17 protein-coding genes and 1 riboswitch are annotated in these 18,399 nt (G+C 62.3%); of the genes, 14 read left to right on the top strand and 3 right to left on the bottom strand.

What is annotated here, in order from left to right:
* Positions 1 to 159: 159 nt before the first annotated feature.
* Positions 160 to 1,008: a hypothetical protein gene (locus tag ACPF9B_RS00565; protein ID WP_424178498.1), complete on the top strand. Its 849-nt coding sequence runs from the start codon at positions 160 to 162 to the stop codon at positions 1,006 to 1,008.
* A 101-nt stretch (positions 1,009 to 1,109) separates the two neighbouring features.
* A complete protein-coding gene (locus ACPF9B_RS00560; protein ID WP_424178496.1) occupies positions 1,110 to 2,084 on the top strand; it encodes a glutathione S-transferase family protein in 975 nt (324 codons plus the stop codon).
* Here ACPF9B_RS00560 and ACPF9B_RS00555 read toward each other — a convergent pair.
* Positions 2,050 to 2,439, bottom strand: a complete 390-nt coding sequence (locus ACPF9B_RS00555; protein ID WP_424178494.1) for a hypothetical protein — start codon at positions 2,437 to 2,439, stop codon at positions 2,050 to 2,052. The two genes, ACPF9B_RS00560 and ACPF9B_RS00555, sit on opposite strands and share 35 nt — an antisense overlap.
* 182 nt (positions 2,440 to 2,621) lie before the next feature.
* Between ACPF9B_RS00555 and ACPF9B_RS00550 the strand changes: the two genes are divergently transcribed.
* The 4 genes from ACPF9B_RS00550 to ACPF9B_RS00535 all read left to right on the top strand — a co-directional run bounded on the left by ACPF9B_RS00550 (position 2,622) and on the right by ACPF9B_RS00535 (position 6,075).
* Positions 2,622 to 2,996 carry a DUF1636 family protein gene (locus ACPF9B_RS00550; RefSeq protein WP_424178492.1) on the top strand — a complete coding sequence of 125 codons (375 nt, stop codon included), beginning with the start codon at positions 2,622 to 2,624 and terminating at the stop codon, positions 2,994 to 2,996.
* Positions 2,993 to 3,928, top strand: coding sequence for a threonine-phosphate decarboxylase (locus ACPF9B_RS00545; protein ID WP_424178490.1), 936 nt, complete (start codon positions 2,993 to 2,995; stop codon positions 3,926 to 3,928). Before ACPF9B_RS00550 ends, ACPF9B_RS00545 begins: the two co-directional genes overlap by 4 nt.
* Positions 3,925 to 4,818 carry an adenosylcobinamide-phosphate synthase CbiB gene (cbiB, locus tag ACPF9B_RS00540; RefSeq protein WP_424178488.1) on the top strand — a complete coding sequence of 298 codons (894 nt, stop codon included), beginning with the start codon at positions 3,925 to 3,927 and terminating at the stop codon, positions 4,816 to 4,818. The genes ACPF9B_RS00545 and cbiB overlap by 4 nt, the downstream gene beginning before the upstream one ends.
* Before the next feature lie 87 nt (positions 4,819 to 4,905).
* A complete protein-coding gene (locus tag ACPF9B_RS00535) occupies positions 4,906 to 6,075 on the top strand; it encodes a lytic murein transglycosylase (protein ID WP_424178486.1) in 1,170 nt (389 codons plus the stop codon).
* 44 nt (positions 6,076 to 6,119) lie between these two features.
* Here ACPF9B_RS00535 and smc read toward each other — a convergent pair whose 3' ends face one another.
* Positions 6,120 to 9,575 carry a chromosome segregation protein SMC gene (gene smc / locus ACPF9B_RS00530; protein ID WP_424178484.1) on the bottom strand — a complete coding sequence of 1,152 codons (3,456 nt, stop codon included), beginning with the start codon at positions 9,573 to 9,575 and terminating at the stop codon, positions 6,120 to 6,122.
* A gap of 221 nt (positions 9,576 to 9,796) precedes the next feature.
* Positions 9,797 to 10,015, top strand: a riboswitch (cobalamin riboswitch).
* A 105-nt stretch (positions 10,016 to 10,120) separates the two neighbouring features.
* Here smc and ACPF9B_RS00525 point away from each other — a divergent pair.
* The 3 genes from ACPF9B_RS00525 to ACPF9B_RS00515 all read left to right on the top strand — a co-directional run bounded on the left by ACPF9B_RS00525 (position 10,121) and on the right by ACPF9B_RS00515 (position 12,357).
* The gene (locus ACPF9B_RS00525; RefSeq protein ID WP_007205964.1) at positions 10,121 to 10,762 is read left to right on the top strand and encodes a HupE/UreJ family protein; all 642 of its coding nucleotides are present in this window, start codon (positions 10,121 to 10,123) and stop codon (positions 10,760 to 10,762) included.
* A 75-nt stretch (positions 10,763 to 10,837) separates the two neighbouring features.
* The gene (cobW, locus tag ACPF9B_RS00520; protein WP_424178481.1) at positions 10,838 to 11,911 is read left to right on the top strand and encodes a cobalamin biosynthesis protein CobW; all 1,074 of its coding nucleotides are present in this window, start codon (positions 10,838 to 10,840) and stop codon (positions 11,909 to 11,911) included.
* Positions 11,908 to 12,357 (top strand): GNAT family N-acetyltransferase, encoded by a 450-nt coding sequence (locus ACPF9B_RS00515; protein ID WP_424178479.1) that lies wholly within the window; start codon positions 11,908 to 11,910, stop codon positions 12,355 to 12,357. The genes cobW and ACPF9B_RS00515 overlap by 4 nt, the downstream gene beginning before the upstream one ends.
* Positions 12,358 to 12,359: 2 nt before the next feature.
* Here ACPF9B_RS00515 and ACPF9B_RS00510 read toward each other — a convergent pair whose 3' ends face one another.
* Complete coding sequence (locus ACPF9B_RS00510) at positions 12,360 to 12,491, bottom strand: hypothetical protein (RefSeq protein ID WP_257790143.1); 132 nt, start codon at positions 12,489 to 12,491, stop codon at positions 12,360 to 12,362.
* Positions 12,492 to 12,568: 77 nt separating this feature from the next.
* On the opposite strand from ACPF9B_RS00510, the gene cobN reads away from it, so the two are divergent.
* The 5 genes from cobN to ACPF9B_RS00485 all read left to right on the top strand — a co-directional run bounded on the left by cobN (position 12,569) and on the right by ACPF9B_RS00485 (position 18,332).
* Positions 12,569 to 16,282 carry a cobaltochelatase subunit CobN gene (gene cobN / locus ACPF9B_RS00505; RefSeq protein ID WP_424178476.1) on the top strand — a complete coding sequence of 1,238 codons (3,714 nt, stop codon included), beginning with the start codon at positions 12,569 to 12,571 and terminating at the stop codon, positions 16,280 to 16,282.
* A gap of 21 nt (positions 16,283 to 16,303) precedes the next feature.
* Positions 16,304 to 16,912, top strand: a complete 609-nt coding sequence (gene cobO, locus ACPF9B_RS00500) for a cob(I)yrinic acid a,c-diamide adenosyltransferase (RefSeq protein ID WP_007205969.1) — start codon at positions 16,304 to 16,306, stop codon at positions 16,910 to 16,912.
* A gap of 70 nt (positions 16,913 to 16,982) precedes the next feature.
* Positions 16,983 to 17,654, top strand: a complete 672-nt coding sequence (locus tag ACPF9B_RS00495; protein WP_424178474.1) for a YrbL family protein — start codon at positions 16,983 to 16,985, stop codon at positions 17,652 to 17,654.
* Between the two features lie 65 nt (positions 17,655 to 17,719).
* Positions 17,720 to 18,148, top strand: a complete 429-nt coding sequence (locus ACPF9B_RS00490; RefSeq protein WP_040482905.1) for an ASCH domain-containing protein — start codon at positions 17,720 to 17,722, stop codon at positions 18,146 to 18,148.
* A gap of 1 nt (position 18,149) precedes the next feature.
* The gene (locus ACPF9B_RS00485; RefSeq protein WP_424178472.1) at positions 18,150 to 18,332 is read left to right on the top strand and encodes a phenylalanyl-tRNA synthetase subunit beta; all 183 of its coding nucleotides are present in this window, start codon (positions 18,150 to 18,152) and stop codon (positions 18,330 to 18,332) included.
* Positions 18,333 to 18,399 lie beyond the last annotated feature (67 nt).

Below are 18,399 nucleotides of genomic sequence, written 5' to 3'. Positions count from 1 at the left end.
TCTGGCCCTGCAAGGGCTTCGTCTGATTGGCGGTATAGACGGCCCATGCAGACGGGGCAAACGGTTAAGCGACGTAACCTGTGTTGGGTCCGACGTATCTTGTGGCGCCACAGGGAATATGGCAGGCCAAGGGCGCAAACCTGAACGGATGGCATACGCGTGAATGACTGGTATCTGATCCTGATGATCTGGGGTGACGCCTATAGTGACGCCGATTGCAACCGCCTGATCCGTAACGCCCATATGCATAGCCCCAGCTTGAAGGGTGCCATCGTGCTGTCGGACAGGGTCGATCGGGATTTGGACCCCCGTGCGATACAATGTCGGATCAGTCCGGATTTCGATCGCAGCGATTTCAAGAAAAATGGCCTGGCCGTCAAGATTTCATTGTTCGAGATTGATGTATTGCCGCCCGGCGCCCGTTGCGTCTATGTCGATCTTGACAGCGTGATCATTGGCGACCTGGGAAAAGTCGCCGCGCTGACGCTGAGCGCGCCCCTGTGGACCTTGCCAACACCGCGCGCGCGGCTTGACGCTTGGTCGCGGCTACGCTGGCGGTTGAGCAGGGGCCGACGATATGGCGCTGGAAACTCTTCCGTCTTTGCCTATCGCAACGCATTTCCAGGCAATCCGACAGCCAAGTTCCGCAACAAGACAACCGTTTTCGGGCAGGCAGCATCAGACGATATCCGCAGCAATGACGACCGGTTCATCGGGTGGTCCTGTCAGGACGTCATCCGTCCGCTGCCCACGCAGCTGGCGGTCAGGTTCAGGATCGAGTTTCTGGAAGTGACATTCTGGATGAACAGGATCAAGGCGCGCTATCGGCGCAAGGCGCGTCAATCGCTTGTTGTTGTCACGTTTGACGGGGCGCTCACCAAACCGGCAGTGATCGCCGCGCTGCGCGATGGCGCGGTGATTGCCGACCATCATGGTCGCCGCGCAAGATGGACAGATCTGGAAATGAGCGGTCTGCGCCAGACCATGCAGGATGCCTTGCAAAACTGATCACGCCACCATTGTGCGCAGACGCACCATCGCTGCGCCGTCATTCGCCTTGGTTCATCACGGCCAAGGGGTTAGGTCGGATGCAACAAAGGAGCATCATCATGGGCCAACTGGTTGACGGCATCTGGCACGACGTCTGGTATGACACCAAGACATCAGGCGGCAAATTCGAACGTACAGAGGCATCGTTCCGCAACTGGATCACAGCAGACGGGTCTGCGGGTCCATCGGGGACAGACGGTTTCCCGGCGGAATCGGGGCGCTATCATCTGTACGTCTCTTACGCCTGCCCCTGGGCGCATCGTGCGCTGATCTTTCGCGCGCTGAAGGGGTTGGAGGATCACATCAGCATCTCGGCCGTGCATCCAGACATGCTGGGCGAAGGCTGGTCGTTTCAAAAGGACGACAACGGGGCCACCGGCGATACATTGTTTGGGTATGATTACGCCCGCGAGGTTTATTTGCGCGCCCTGCCCGACATGACAGGCCGCGTCACCGTGCCGATCCTTTGGGACAAACAGCGCGAAACCATCGTTTCCAACGAATCGTCGGAAATCATCCGCATGTTCAATTCCGCCTTTGACGCGATCACCGGCAACAGTGACGATTATTGGCCATTGGCATTGCGCGATGCCATCGTGCCGGTGAACGACCGGATCTATGACACGGTCAATAATGGTGTTTACAAATCGGGTTTTGCCACGACGCAGCAGGCATACGAGGATGCGGTTTATCCGCTGTTCGACAGTCTTGACTGGCTCGAAGACCGGCTGGGCAAGTCCCGCTATCTGATGGGCGACCGGCTGACCGAGGCGGACTGGCGTCTGTGGACGACCCTGCTGCGGTTCGACCCGGTCTATCATTTGCATTTCAAATGCAATCGCAAACGGATCGCGGACTATCCGAACCTGTCAGGTTTCCTACGCGATTTGTACCAGATGCCGGGCATCGCCAAGACGGTGAACATGGATCACATCGTGCGGCACTATCATTACAGCCACGATACGATCAATCCAAACCGGATCATCCCGATCAACCCGGTCATCGATCTTTCGCAGCCGCACGGTCGGGCCTAAGGCTACCGTAATAGTGGACGATCGCGGCCAAATCGTTCGGCGGGGTCGCGGTCTGGATAAAGGCGCGCGCATTCCCGCTATAGCCGAAAATAGAACCGTCAGAGAACACCGTGGTATCCGTGACGAACACCACGTTGGCCCATGGTTGCCGGAACTGCGCCATGTCGGCAACGGCAAGCGCGCTGCAACCGTCCAGCATGACGTCAAGCACGATCACGTCAAAAATGATCGCCTCCAGCGCCGCAAGCGCCGCCACGCTGGTGCGCGCCTGCGTAACCTGCGCATCAAGCATTTCCAGATGCCGCTGCCAGGTCGCAGCAAGCCCACCATTGCCATGAATGATCAGAACATGCATGTTATCGGGCCGATCCTTGCTGGCTTACCGGCGGGTCCAGATGACGGGGAGCCAGCCATCCCCGAGCGTGGAACCATCATCCACGAACACACAATCATGGCAAAAGATTGTATCTTTCGTCTGATCTTGCGGATCACGCGATTATCCGCTTGAAAGGCGTTGATCATGACGGGCGGCAAAAAATGACAACTTGGATAACGATTTGCGACACCTGCAAGCGCGAAGGCTGGGAGTCGGGCACGATGGCCCAGACCGACGGCGAGGCACTGGCAGGACTGATCGAGGCAGCGGCCTCGGGACTGGCCGGGGTGAAAACACGCCGCGTATCGTGCCTGATGGGCTGCAAATCTGGCTGCAACATCACCATTCAGGCGCCCGATAAGCTGAATTATACGCTGGGTGACTTTACGCCGGATACGGATGCGGCGGCTGGCATCGTGGCCTATGCCCAGGCCCATGCCCAAAGCCCGACAGGTCAGGTTCCGTTTCGCGACTGGCCACAAAGCATCAAGGGTCATTTCGTGACACGCCATCCACCCTTGCCCGCCAGCGAATGACGGTTGCGCGCGATCATGGCGGCGGGCTTGATGCCGCCATCGCGCGCCATGGTGGCAGCCGTGCGACATGGCTTGATCTGTCCACGGGGATCAATCCCGTCCCTTACCCGCTGCCGCAATTTCCCGCCGATGCCTGGACAGCGCTGCCGGACAAGGCGGCTTTTGCACGCCTGCATAATCTCGCACGCGGCTTTTGGGGCGTACCACAGGACGCGACGATCCTTGCAGCAACGGGGGCCTCTGCCATTATCGCGGCCTTGCCACGCGTGTTTGCGCAGGGCGAGGTCTGTATCCCCGGCCCCACCTATAACGAACACGAAGCCGCTTTTCGCGCCGCAGGCTGGACCATCGGCACTGTGCCGCGTCACGCGCTGGTCGCTGTGCATCCCAACAATCCCGACGGGGCTATCTGGTCCGCGCCGGATTTCAGCACGCAGGTCACCATCATCGATGAAAGCTTTTGCGACGTTATGCCTGAAAGGTCGCTGGTCCATCTTGCCAGCCGCCCGAACACGGTGGTGCTGAAAAGCTTTGGCAAATTCTGGGGGCTCGCAGGCCTGCGCCTTGGCTTTGCCATCGGTGACCCTGCGGTCGTCGCGCGGTTGGCGGAGATCTTGGGCCCGTGGCAAGTCTCTGGCCCCGCGCTGAACATCGGGGCAGAAGCCTTGGCCGATCTACAATGGGCTGATACGACACGGGCAAGGCTGGTGCAGGATGCCCACAGGCTCGACCAACTTGTGACTGCCAAAGGCGCCAAACTGCTGGGCGGCACCTCCCTGTTCCGGCTATACCGCGTTGATGACGCCGCAGCTTGGCAGGACAGGCTGGCGCAAGGCCATGTCTGGTCACGCATCTTTCCCTATGCGGGCGACTGGCTGCGCCTTGGCCTGCCCGCCCCCGACCGCTGGGCGCAGCTGGAGGCCGCATTATGACATTGTTTTTCGGCATGATCCTTGATGCGCTGTTCGGAGAGCCGAAATGGCTCTGGTCGCGCTACGCGCATCCGGCTGTCCTGATGGGGCGGCTGATCGGCTGGTGTGACCTGCGTTTTAACGCAGGCCCCGCGCGGCAAGGCAAAGGCATCGCCGTACTGGCGGGGCTGGTCATCGGCGCGGGGCTTTTTGGGCTGATCCTTGACGCGCTGCCGGGTACGATCATCGACATTCTGGTCGTCGCCGTACTGCTGGCGCAAAAATCGCTGGCCGATCATGTACGCGCCGTAGGCAACGCCCTGCGGCTGTCGCTGGGCGACGGCAAACACGCCGTGGCGATGATCGTAGGGCGCGATACCCAAGCCATGGACCGGCCCACCGTCGCACGTTCCGCGATTGAAAGTGCCGCCGAAAACCTGTCCGACGGGGTGATCGCGCCCGCTTTCTGGTTCCTGATCGCGGGGCTGCCGGGGCTTTTGATCTACAAGATCGTCAATACCGCCGACAGCATGATCGGCTACCGCACGCCGCGCCACGCCGAATTCGGCTGGGCCGCCGCCCGGTTCGACGATCTCATCAACCTGATCCCTGCGCGCCTGACAGCGGCGATGATCTGGGCCGTGACCAGCCGCCCTGACCCGCGCGGCATCTTGGCTGACGCGCCCTTGCACCGCTCGCCCAACGCAGGCTGGCCAGAGGCGGCGATGGCCCATGGCCTTGATATCGCGCTGAGCGGGCCGCGCAGCTATGACGGGCAATTGCGCGATTATCCTTTCGTGAACGGGGGCGGCGAACATGATCTGACGCCGGACGACATCGATCGCGCGGTGGGTGTCTTGTGGAAAACATGGGCGGTGATGCTGATTCTGGCATTGATCACCACAGCCTGACCCGTTTCCGCCGATCCGGCAGCCGACATCTTGCACGCTTTGCCCGCCCTGTTAGGCTCGCGGCGAACCAGAACCGGAGCCCACATCATGCGCCTTGCCCTTGCCGCCGCCCTGACCCTGCTGACCGGTGCCGCGACAGCTCAGACCTGCGGCGGCGATGTCGGCAGCTTCATCGCAGGCGTCAAGGCCGAGGCTGTGGCCACCGGCATCCCCGCCGCCACCGCGGATGCGTTTTTCGCTGGCGCGCAGATCGAACAATCCGTGCTGAACGCGGACCGGTCCCAAGGCGTATTCCAGCAAGATTTCATCCAGTTCTCGCGCAACCTGATCAGCCAGAACCGCATCGATAACGGCACACGCAACAGCCAAAGATTTGACAGCACGTTCCGCGCCATCGAAAACCGCTTCGGCATCCCACGCGGCGTGCTGCTGGCGTTCTGGGCGTTCGAAACCGATTACGGCGCGGTGCAGGGCAATTTCAACACCCGTAACGCCCTGCTGACGCTGGCGCATGATTGCCGCAGGCCCGACCTGTTCCGCCCTCAATTGATCGCCGCGATCGAACTTTACCGGCGCGGCGGCATGGACCCTGCAACCACCTTGGGCGCTTGGGCCGGTGAAATCGGCCAGTTGCAAAAACTCCCGCGCGAGATCGTCGAAAAAGGCATGGATGGCGACGGTGACGGGGTGGTGGACCTGAAAAACTCGGCCCCCGACGCGCTGACGACGGGCGCAAACGTGCTGTCCTCGCTCGGCTGGCGGCCCAATGAACCATGGATGCATGAAATCACCGTCCCTGCGAACCTCGACTGGTCGCAGACCGGCCTGACCAACAAACGGCCCGTCAGCGACTGGGCCGCGATGGGCGTGACCGCGCGCCAAGGCAGCCTTGGCCCCGCAAACCTGCCCGCCGCGATCCTGCTGCCGATGGGGCGCAACGGGCCGGCCTTTATGACCTACCCCAATTTCGACGTCTATTTCGAGTGGAACCGCAGCTTTGTCTATGTGACCACCGCCGCTTATTTCGCAACCCGCCTCAGCGGCGCGCCGGTCTACAATGCGGGTAATCCGTCGCCCGCGCTGACAGGCGACCAGATGCGCCTGTTGCAAGAACGGCTGACCGCGCGGGGCTATGACGTGGGCGGGATCGACGGCATCCTCGGGGCGATGACCCGCAATGCGGTGCAGGCAGAACAGGCCCGCCTTGGCCTTCCGGCAGATGCCTGGCCGACGCTTGATCTGCTCAATCGCCTCTGATCATCTTCCTAGCCCAAATATCCCCGCCGGAGGCCTAAAAGTTCTTAAGCCACCATCGCCGCCGCACGCTTAAGATCGACCGACACCAGCTGAGACACCCCCTGTTCGCCCATCGTCACGCCAAACAGCCGGTCCATCCGGCTCATCGTGACAGCATGGTGGGTGATGATCAGGAACCGCGTGTCGGTGCGGCGGCACATCTCGTCCAGCAGGTCGCAAAACCGCGTGACATTGGCATCATCCAGCGGCGCATCCACCTCGTCCAGCACACAGATCGGCGCGGGATTGGCCAAAAACACCGCAAAGATCAACGCCAGCGCCGTCAGCGTCTGTTCACCCCCCGACAGCAGCGACAGCGTGCTCAGCTTCTTGCCGGGCGGCTGGCACATAATCTCCAGCCCCGCCTCCAGCGGATCATCTGATTCGACCAGCACCAGCTTGGCCTCGCCCCCACCGAACAGATGCGTGAACAGCAGCCCGAAACTGTCGTTGACCTGCTCGAAGGCAGTCAACAGACGTTCGCGGCCTTCCTTGTTCAGGCTGGCGATACCGGTGCGCAGGGCGGCAATAGCGGCAAGCAAATCGGCCTTTTCGCGCACCAGCGCATCATGTTCGGCCTGCACCCCCTTGGCATCTTCTTCCGCGCGCAGGTTGACCGCGCCCAGCGCGTCGCGCTGCCGCTTGAGCGCATTGACCTCGGCCTCGACCGTGGCAACCGGCGGCATGTCGGCAACCGGCACGCCCAAAGCGTCCAGCAATTGCGCAGGTGTCACCTCCTGTGCCTCGATGATCCGCTCTGCGGCATAGGCAATGGTTTCGCGCGCGGCATCGGCGCGAGCCTCGGCACGGGCGCGGGCCTCGCGCGCCTCTGACGCAAGCCGTTCGGCGTCGCGTTCGGCATGGCCCGCATCGCGCAGCAAAGTCTCGGCCTCGGCCAGCCTGTCGGCCGCAGCACGGCGGCGGGTTTCTGCGGTGGCGATCGCATCGGCAAGTTCGGCACGCTTGGCGGCAATCTCCTCGGGTGCTGCAGAGGCTTCGGCCAGTTCCGCCTCGGACGCGGCCTTGCGGTCTGCCAGCTCGGCGCTGCGCTTGGTTGCAGTTTCCAGCCGGTGTTTCCAGCCACTGATTTCCTTGGTGATCTCCTGCGCACGGCGCAGACGGGCGTCGCCTTCACGGCGCAATTCCTCGGATGCGGACCGGCGCGACATCATCGTGATGCGCGCGGCCTCGACCGTCATCTTGACATCCTCGACCGAGGCACGCGCCGCGGCCAGATCGCCCAATGCGGCGGCGGCCTGTTCCGCCTCGGCCAGCGCCTTGCGCGCGCCCATCGCCTCTTCTTCAATCCGGCGCAGGGCAAGGCCAAGGCTTTCCAGCTGCCCTTGCGACAGGTTCCGGTCCGCCTCGGCGCGGCTGGCGGCACGGTTGGCATCGGCCACGGCGCGGTCGGCATCGCGGCGGGCCGCGCGGGCGGCCTGATCGACAACCGTGCAGTCTTGCAAGGCACGGGTCAGCGCATCATGCGCCGCCGCTGCCTGCTGTGCCTTGGCCGCCGCCGCATCCAGATCGCGCTGCAATTCCGCCAGCCGGTTGAGTTGTTGCAACCGCAGGGCCGCAGCCGAAGGGGCATCCTCGGCCCCCGACCTAAACCCGTCCCAGCGCCACAGATCACCTGCCAACGATACAAGCCGTTGGCCGGGCTGCAATTCGGCCTGCAAACGCGCACCATCAGCGGCATCGACCAGCCCGATCTGCGCGATCCGGCGGGCAAGCACCGCAGGCACAGTCACGACATCTGCCAAAGGCGCCACACCGGCAGGCAAGGCCTGTGCCTGCGCATAATCGGGCAGGCTGGCCCAGCCTGTCGGCGCATCTGCCCCCACCGCAGGCGCGCGCAGATCATCGGCCAAAGCCGCGCCCAGCGCCTTTTCATAGCCCTTTTGCACTGACAACAAGTCCAAAACCTGCCCGCCCTCGGCACGGTCACGATCCACCAGACGCGACAGCGCGGTCACCTCGGCACGTAGCGCATTCGCGCCGCCTTCGGCTTCGGAGCGCAGCGCGCGCGCCTCGCTTTCCTGCGTCTGGGTCGCGGCACGGGCGGCCTCGGCGGCAGCCAGCGCATCTTCGGCGGCATCGGCAGAGGCCAGCGCCGCAGCCTCGGCCAGACCGGCAGCGGCGAAATCCGCCTCGGCCTTGGCCAAGCCAGTCGCGGCGTCTTGTGATGCGGCCTTGGATTTGGCGGCCTCGGCCTCGTTCTTGGTCAGGGTCGCGCGATGATCGTCGATCAGGCGCTGCGTCGATTGATGGCGCGCGGCCAGACGGGCGACATCCTCGGTCAGTTGCGCCGATGCGGCCTCGGCCTCTTGCAAGACACCCGCGGCCTCGCGCGCGGCCCCCTGTGCGGCCTCGAGCCGAGCGTCATGGCCTTCGCCGGCCTTCGCGATCTCACGCGCTTCCCATTCCAGCCGGGCGATGGTTTCACCGGCGTCCTTGTTCAGCCCCGCCTCCCGGTCGATATCGCGGGTCAGCTGGTCGATGCGGGCGCGCAGCGTCGCGATCATGTCGCGCGCGCGGGCTTCTTGATCCTGCAAGGCATCGCGCTGGACCTGTAGGCGTTGCAGGACGGCAGCGGCAATCGCCTCTTCCTCGCGCAGGGGCGGCAAGGCGTCCTCGGCACCCTGCCGCGCCTTGGTCGCATCGCGCGCAGCACGTTCGGCCTGTGCTGCGGCCGTCGTGCGGTCGCGCAACAGGTTGGTGGCCTCGAGCAAGGCATCATCCGCCTCTTGCCAGCGGCGGAACAACAACATGCCCTCCGCGCGGCGCAGACTTTCGCCGATCTCGCGGTACCGCGCCGCTTGCCTTGCCTGCCGCGCCAATTGTGCCAATTGCGCGGCCAGCTGGTCGATGACGTCATCAACACGCGTCAGGTTGGTTTCCGCACCTTTCAGTTTCAACTCGGCCTCGTGACGGCGCTGGTACAGACCGGAAATGCCTGCCGCTTCTTCCAGAATACGGCGGCGCGACTTGGGCTTGGCGTTGATCAGTTCCGCGATCATGCCTTGGCGCACCAGCGCAGGCGAATGCGCCCCAGTGGACGCATCCGCAAACAGCATCTGCACATCCCGCGCGCGCACGTCCTTGGTACCGACCTTATACGCAGACCCTGCATCACGCGTGATCCGGCGCACGATTTCAAGCTGGTCAGCATCATTGAATGCGGCAGGCGCCAACCGTTCGGCATTATCGATGATCAGCGACACTTCGGCGAAATTGCGCGCTGGCCGTGTGGCGGCACCGGCAAAGATCACATCCTCCATCCCACCGCCGCGCATGGCCGAAGCGCGATGTTCGCCCATCACCCAGCGCAAGGCTTCCAGCAGGTTGGACTTGCCACAGCCATTCGGCCCGACCACGCCGGTCAGACCATCCGCGATGATCAGATCCGTCGGATCGACGAAGCTTTTGAAGCCATTCAATCGCAGTTTGCTAAAACGCACTGGTTCGCTGCCCTTGATTCTTTGCCTGACAAAGATGCTGACGCCTCAGGCGGGTCCGAGTCAACGAAACCAAGCTACATAAGGGCGTTTTCAGCCGTTTATCCACAAGATATTGCGAAACCCCATCTTCAGAGCCGAAATATCCCCGCCGGAGGCCGCGCCAGTGGCGCTTCTGACACGGCCAGGGTCGGTTACGGGCTTGACCGCGTGCCGCCAATGCAGGCACAACATGACGGCACGGTTCCCCGCACGGCGCGCAGCGTCAGGGGATCAAATGGGAATGTGGACGCGCCGATCCTGTCAGGGAGGCGCCAAGCCACAGCCGCCCCCGCGACTGTATGCGGAGAGTGCCTTGTTAACATGCCACTGGGTCCGCCCGGGAAGGCAACAAGGTGCATCGACCCGCAAGCCAGGAGACCAGCCATGCACCGGGGATCGCCCCGGCCAACAACAACGGACGGGGTGTTCCGTGGGGGTTTTGCACCGGCCGTATGGCACGTGCTTCCCATGAAATCCCCCCTTTAGTCGATCCAAAGGGGACGAAAATGAAAAGAATTCTTACCATCGCAGGGCTAAGCCTTGCCGCATCGCCTGCCTTTGCGCATCACCCGCTGGGTGGTTTGCCGATGGAAACCTTCACCCACGGCCTGCTTTCGGGCGTTGGCCATCCAGTGCTGGGCTTTGATCATCTGTTCTTTGTCGCGGCCATGGGCATCGCTGCGACCTTTACGGCCAACCGTCTGCTCACACCCGCGGCCTATATCGGCGCGATGCTGGCCGGCTGCGTGCTGATGTATGCGGGCATCGCGATGCCACTGGCCGAAACGATGATCGTGCTGTCGCTTCTGGTCGTCGGTGGGATCGTTCTGTCGGGCAAAGGCTTGACCACGACGACCGCGTTGATGGTCTTTGCGGCCTTCGGCCTGTTCCACGGATCGGCCTTTGGCGGTTCGATTGCAGGACAAGAAGGCGGTGTCGGCGGCGGCGTGCTGGTCGGCTACCTGATCGGTCTGGGCGCGATCCAGTACTTGATCGCCATCGGTGCAGGCTGGGCCACACGCAAGCTGGGAGCCACGGACGCGAGTGCCGTAACCGCCCGTCTGGGCGGCGCGATGGTCGCAGGTGTCGGCGTATTCCTCGCGCTGGAAATCATCGAAGGTCCGATTGTCGCCGCCCTCGTCGGCTAAACTTGCAACCTGCATCCCTGAGGGCGGCCCACCGCGGCCGCCCCTTTTCACGTTTTCCGCCATCAAGGACACCCCATGCCCGCCAAAATCCCCGCCACCATCGTCACCGGCTTTCTTGGCTCTGGCAAAACGACGCTGATCCGGCACATGCTTCAAAACGCGAACGGCAAACGGATCGCGCTGATCATCAACGAATTCGGTGACCTTGGCGTCGATGGCGACATCCTCAAGGGCTGCGGCGAAGAGGTCTGTTCCAAGGACGATATCGTCGAATTGTCGAACGGCTGCATCTGCTGCACCGTCGCTGATGATTTCATCCCCTCGATGGAGGCACTTTTGGCGCGCAATCCAGCCCCCGACCATATCGTGATCGAGACATCCGGCCTCGCCCTGCCACAACCTTTGGTGCGCGCGTTCAACTGGCCGGGCATTTCGACCCGTGTTACTGTGGACGGCGTCGTCACTGTCGTCGATGGCCGCGCCGTGCAGGACGGCCAGTTCGCCCATAACATCGCCGCAGTCGATGCCCAGCGCGCCGCCGATGACAACCTTGACCACGAAACACCGCTGTCGGAATTGTTCGAAGACCAGATTGCCTGCGCCGACATGATCGTCGTGAACAAGACCGACCTGCTGACCGCCGAAGAGGCCGACAGCCTCGCCGCGCAATTGCGCACCGACAGCCGCGACGGCGTGCAGGTCGTCAAAACCAGCATGGGCGCATTGCCCGTTGATGTGCTGTTGGGGCAAGGTATGGGGGCTGAGGGTGATCTGGAATCGCGCCATGAAATCCACCACCATCATCACCACCACGATGATGACGAGGATGATCACGAGGATGACGATCATCATCACGATCACGGCCATGACGAATTTGAGTCATTCATCGTCACCCGTGACGAGGTGAGCGATGCCGCAGCCTTTGCCGCCCAAGTCAGCGCTGTGATCAAGTCCAACAACATCCTGCGCCTGAAAGGCTTTGTCGCTGTCACCGGCAAACCGATGCGCATGACCTTGCAGGCGGTCGGCCCACGCGTTGACACCTATTTCGACCAGCCCTTTGGTGATGCCCCGCGCCAGACCCGGCTTGTCGTGATCGGCGAGGCCGGTCTGGACCAATCCGCGATCACCGCCGCCTTGCAAGCATGATCATCGTCGGCATCACCGATCCGCATGATGCGCAGGCAACGGCCCTGCTGCAGCAAAGCCACGCGCTGATGCAGGCGCTGTTCCCGCCAGAGGATAACTTTTACCTGTCCATTGACGATCTGGTGGCCAGCGACATCCATTTCTACACCGGCCGGATCGGCGATGTGATCCTTGGCACCGGCGCGCTGCGGGTCTGCGACGGCTATGGCGAGATCAAGTCGATGTTCGTGGATGAGGCCGCGCGCGGCAAAGGTGTGGCTGATGCGATCCTGCGCCAGATAGAGGATCAGGCGCGCAGCCTGTCATTGCCGTTGCTGAAACTGGAAACCGGCAACATCCTGCATGCAGCACACAAGCTTTACGCAAGGCATGGGTTCACGCCTTGCGGACCGTTCGGCGATTATCCAGAAATCGCCAGTTCGGTTTTCATGGAAAAGCGGCTGTGATCTCAGCCTTTCTTTTCCTCGGCGGCCTTTTTCATCCGCGCCAGCAATTCGGCCTTGTCGGGACGCGCGCCAAACGGCTTTTTCTTCGATCCCGGCGCATTGTGTTCTTCGTGCTTGGGGCCTTTTTTAGCCATTTTCGGTGCTCCTGCAGCGTTGTAATCCATGGGTCTATCCTCGTGTTTGGCCGCCTCTTAGCACAAGGCAAAAGCTGATGCACCTGCTCGCCGCCACCCCCGGTGCGATTCCGGACGGGACCGAACCTGTCGATCTGGGCCAGACGCCTGCCGATGTGGTCATCATCTCTGCCGCCGATACCGAACTGGCCGCCCTGGCCGAAGCACGGGCCGAAATGCCTGACCCGCCCACCTTGCGGCTGGCCAATATGCTGCATCTGGCACATCCGATGTCGGTCGATCTGCATCTGGACGATTGCGCCACCAAGTCGCGTCTGGTGATCGCACGCATTCTTGGCGGCGCAGGCTATTGGAAATACGGCCTGACCCAGTACGCGGCGCGCCTGCACGACGCGGGCGTGCCCGTGGCCTTTCTGCCCGGCGACGACAAACCCGACCCCGAATTGCGCGGGTTGTCCACCGTCAGCGGCACAGATTACGATGCACTTTGGTCCTATCTGGTCGAAGGTGGGCCACAAAACAACATCAACGCGCTGGCCTATGCAAAGGCGATGCTGGACGGCAGCGACAAACCCAGCGCCGCTGCCCCCTTGCTGCGCGCCGGCATCTACTGGCCCGGTGCGGGCATCGCCGATCTGACAACGGCACAGGCGGCATGGACACCTGACGCGCCCATCGTGCCGATCATCTTTTACCGCGCCTTGGTGCAGGGCGGCGGGCTGAACCCGATCAACCGCCTGACCCGCAGCCTGTCGCGCGCCGGCCTGAACCCGCTGCCGATCTTCGTGGCCAGCCTGAAAGACCCCGTCAGCACCGCCACGCTCGACCATATATTTACCGTCACCCCACCCGATGTGATCCTGAACTGCACCGCATTCGCCGTGGGCTCGCCCCATGACGGCGACGACAGCCCGCAAAACCCATTGCTTGCCAACAATGCGCCGATCTTTCAGGTGATCCTGTCAGGTGCCTCCGAGGCGTCATGGGCAGAGGGCCTGCACGGCCTGACCGCACGCGACATCGCCATGAACGTGGCCCTGCCAGAAGTTGACGGGCGCATCCTGTCGCGCGCCATCAGCTTCAAGGGCGAGGCGTTCTTTGACGACGCTACCCAATGCCCGATCGCCACCTATCAGGCGCGCGGCGACCGCGTCGATTTCGTCACGCAACTGACCGCGAATTGGGCGCGCATGCGGCACACACCCGCCAAGGCCAAAAAAGTCGCCCTGATCCTCGCCAATTACCCCAACAAGGACGGACGGCTTGCCAATGGCGTCGGCCTCGACACCCCCGCCGCGACGATCCACACGCTGAACCTGCTGACGCAGGCGGGCTACCAGACTAATCCACCCGCCGACAGCGCGACCCTGATGGCCCAAATCATGGCCGGCCCTACCAACTGGCTGACCGACCGGGCCGATAAACAGGGCGGCGTATTCCTGCCACTTGAAACCTACCGCCAGCATTTTGACGCTCTGCCATGGGACATCAAGGAGCAAATCACCACCCGCTGGGGCGCCGCAGAGGACGACCCGTTCTTCGCTTTGTCCGAACTACTCCCGCCGGAGGCCCCAAGCCGCGCCAGCGGCGCAGGTTTTGCCCTCTCCATCCACCGCTTCGGCAATGCAGTCGTGGGCCTGCAACCCGCGCGCGGCTATAATATCGACCCGACAGACACCTATCATTCCCCCGATCTGGTCCCGCCGCATAATTACCTCGCCTTCTATTTCTGGCTGCGGCACCACTGGGAGGCCGATGCGATCGTCCACATGGGAAAGCACGGCAATCTGGAATGGCTACCGGGCAAGGCCGTCGCCCTGTCGGAAACCTGCTGGCCAGAGGCTGTTTTTGGCCCCACACCGCATATCTATCCTTTCATCGTCAATGATCCTGGCGAAGGCACACAGGCCAAAAGGCGCGCCTGTGCCGTCATCATCGACCACCTGACGCCGCCGCTCACCCGTGCTGAAAGCTATGGGCCGATGCGCGATCTGGAAGCCTTGGTAGATGAATACTACGAGGCAGCCGGCGTCGATCCGCGCCGGGTGACCCACCTGCGGCGCGAAATCCTTTCGCTGTCCGAGGCAACAGGGCTATCGCGGGACGTGGGCTTTACAGGCGACAACAACACCGACCTTGGCAAGCTCGATTCCTACCTATGCGAGTTGAAAGAGGCGCAGATCAGGGACGGGCTGCATATTTTTGGGCAATCGCCCACGGGACAACAAGAAATCGACCTTGCCATCGCGCTCGCCCGCGTGCCGCGCGGAAATGGCAAGGGGCACAATGCCTCGCTCCTGCGGGCCTTGGCGGAGGACCTTGGCATCAGCATTGACCCACTTGATTGTGATATGGCAGCACCAGCGCCCGAAAAGCCGGACGCATTGGCCGATGGCGCGACATGGCGGACCAATGGCGACACCGTGGAACGTCTCGAAAACCTGTCACAACGCCTTGTGCGGGACGGCGGGCGGGGCGTCGTGGGGTTTACCCCACGCGCGTCGCAGGCCGTTGTACAAACCATCCACGACGATATCCTGCCCACGATCCGCGCTTGCGGCCCGGCGGAAGGAACGGCCCTGCTCACCGCGCTTGCAGGGCATTTCGTTGCCCCCGGCCCGTCGGGTGCGCCAACACGCGGGCGGCTTGATGTGTTGCCCACGGGGCGCAATTTCTTCAGCGTGGACAGCCGGGCCGTGCCAACGCCCACCGCTTGGGCGCTTGGGTGGAAATCGGCCAATCTGCTGATCGAAAAACACCTGCAGGATCACGGTGACTGGCCGCGCAGCATGCTGATTACGGCATGGGGCACCGCCAATATGCGCACAGGCGGCGATGATATCGCACAAGCCTTGGCCCTGATGGGCGTCAAGCCGACATGGGACAGCGCCAACCGGCGCGTCACTGGGTTCGACGTTCTACCACAAACAGTGCTGGGCCGCCCGCGTGTCGATGTGACCCTGCGCATCTCCGGCTTTTTCCGCGACGCCTTTCCGCAGCTGATCGCGCTGGTCGACAGTGCCGCACGCGCAGTACAGGCGCTGGATGAACCCGCAGACCTGAACCCTGCCGCTGCACGCTCCCAGGCGGGCGAGGACGCCACCCGCGTTTTCGGCTCAAAACCGGGCGCTTATGGCGCGGGGCTGCAGGCCCTGATCGACGAACGTATCTGGTCCGACAAATCCGATTTCGCCGCCGCCTATATCGCTTGGGGCAGCTATGCTTATGGTGCCAAGGCCAGCGGCGCGCGGGCAGAAGCCGCGTTCAAGCAGCGCCTGTCCCAAGTCGAAGCCATCGTGCAGAACCAGGACAACCGCGAACATGACATCCTCGACAGCGACGATTATTACCAGTTCGAAGGCGGGGCCGCCGCCGCCGTCAGCACTCTGCAGGGGCGCGAGCGCCCGATCTATCACAACGACCATTCGCGCCCCGAACGGCCGGTGATCCGCACCCTCGACGATGAAATCGGGCGTGTCGTGCGATCGCGCGTGGTCAATCCCAAATGGATCGACGGGGTGAAACGGCACGGCTACAAAGGCGCGTTCGAGATTGCAGCGACGGTCGATTACCTTTTCGCCTTCGCCGCCACGACAGGGGCCGTGCGCAACCACCATTTCGATCTGGTCGAAGCCGCGTTTCTGGCCGACGATGCCACCCGCGACTTTATCGCCGATGCCAACGCCCCCGCGCTGCGCGAAATAGCCCAGCGCCTGCAAGAAGCCATCGACCGCAACCTGTGGCAACCTGCTTCGAATTCCGCGCGCGCGCGCATCGCGGGCCTGTTATGATCTGCGCAAAGGAGACTGCCAATGACCGATGACCCCGACCGCCACGCGATGAAAATGGCCAAGAAAAAGGCTGCGCGTGACAAGATCATGGCGACAAAGACCGACCAGAAAGGTTTGATTATCGTCCATACCGGCAAGGGCAAGGGTAAATCATCCGCTGCCTTTGGCATGATTTTCCGCTGCATCGCGCATAATATGAAATGCGCCGTCGTGCAATTCATCAAGGGGGGTATGTCGACCGGCGAACGTGACCTGATCCTTGCCAAATTCAGTGACACCTGCGCGTTTCACACCATGGGCGAAGGTTTCACCTGGGAGACGCAGGACAAATCTCGCGATACCGAAATGGCGCAGGCGGCTTGGGCACAGGCAAAGGAATTGATCGTTGATGACACCAATTCCATGGTGCTGTTGGACGAAATCAACATCGCGATCCGCTATGATTATGTCGCTATCGCGGATGTCGTGGCCTTTCTGCGCGATCACAAACCGCCGATGACCCATGTCGTGCTGACGGGGCGCAACGCGCATGAGGACCTGATCGAATTGGCAGATTTGGTGACCGAAATGGAGCTGGTCAAGCATCCGTTCCGGTCGGGGATCAAGGCGCAGATCGGGGTCGAGTTCTGATCGTTATCCATTTTTCATATTTTCGTTACATTGCTTGCGCTGAACCCATAGGTTGAGTTAATTTCATCCTATGGGTGCAAGCGTTCTGCAATTATCGGATATGGTGGCAACGGGCGTCCAGCGCGCGGTCTATCTGCATCCGCTTGACCCGACCAAGCTGATCAAAGTGCTGCGGCCTGCCGGCTCGGTGCCGCGTCGGACCAATTTCAACGGTATCATGGACCGGCTCCTGCCCGGCACACGGCTGCGCCAGATCCACAAAGAATACACCGAGTATCTGCGCGTCATGCTGAACCATCCAGAGCCGGACTTTCACACGCCCATCGCGCATATGTTCGGCTTTAGCCAGACAAGCGAAGGGCTGGGCTGCATCACTGAACGGGTGATGGAGCCGGGCCGCCAAGTCGGCGAGACGCTGGGTGCCAAAGCGGCCGCTGGCACATTGACGCCAGCGCATATCGCCATGCTGAACGACACAGTCCACCGCATCTATGCCAGTGATATCCGCGCCAGCGACATGAACCCCAACAACTTCGTCTTTGGTCAGAGAGACAATGGCACCGGCCCGGGACCAGAGGAATGTGTGCTGGTCGATGGTTTCGGCGATATCCACGCGATCCCCGTCCGGTCGATGGCGCGCTGGTCCAACCGGATGGGGCTGGATGACAGCTGCAAACGGCTGGCGCGCAACGCAAAGCTGCACTGGGACGCCAAAGCGCGGGAATTCGCACTGCCCCGCTAGGCGGCTTGGCTGTTGGCCAGCAACAGCGTATGACGGACCATCGCGACAGTCCTGAAAGAAACGCCATGACCGATGATACCGAAGATCTGCAAGACACCTATCCCGGCGCAGGCACGTTCCGATTTGGCGATACGCCCGAGCTGTGCCAATATCTGATCGGCCTTGTCCGGCAGCGCAAGAAAACCGCGACCTGCGGGGCGGCGGCGGACTTTGCGGATGACCCAGACTCCATGCCCGTCGTTGGCCGCTGCGACATTGCCGCCAATTGGGATGGCACGCCCGCACTGGTGATCCGCACGACCAAGGTGCAGCAAATTCGCTTTTGCGACGTGACCGAGGAAATGGCACTGGCCGAGGGTGCGAACGACAGCCTGTTGGGCTGGCGCAAGGATCACAAGGCCTATTTCAAACGCAACGGCGGTTTTGACCCCGAGATGATGCTAGTCTTTGAGCATTTCACGCTGGTCGAGGATCTGGCTGGGCGCGAGTTGTGACATGCGCCTCTGGATCGCCTGCCTGCTGGTCATGATCATTGGCGCGCATATCGCGATGTGGACATCGGACATGCCGCGCGATCTGGCCCTGCGGCTGACGCTGATCAATGCGGCGGGCTGGACGGTGATCCTGCTGCCCGCTTGGGCGGTCAGCAAATGGGCGGCGGCGCACAAGCACCGGTAAGGTGGGTCATGACCCACCCTACGGGCCTTTCGCATTGCGGCAAGATCGGCTAGATCGCTTGCAAATG

Origin of the sequence: Yoonia sp. TsM2_T14_4, assembly GCF_049602355.1 — a bacterium.
GTDB lineage: Bacteria > Pseudomonadota > Alphaproteobacteria > Rhodobacterales > Rhodobacteraceae > Yoonia > Yoonia vestfoldensis_A.
The sequence above is the reverse complement of the archived record's forward strand: the minus strand, read 5'-3'. Positions and strand labels throughout refer to the sequence as shown.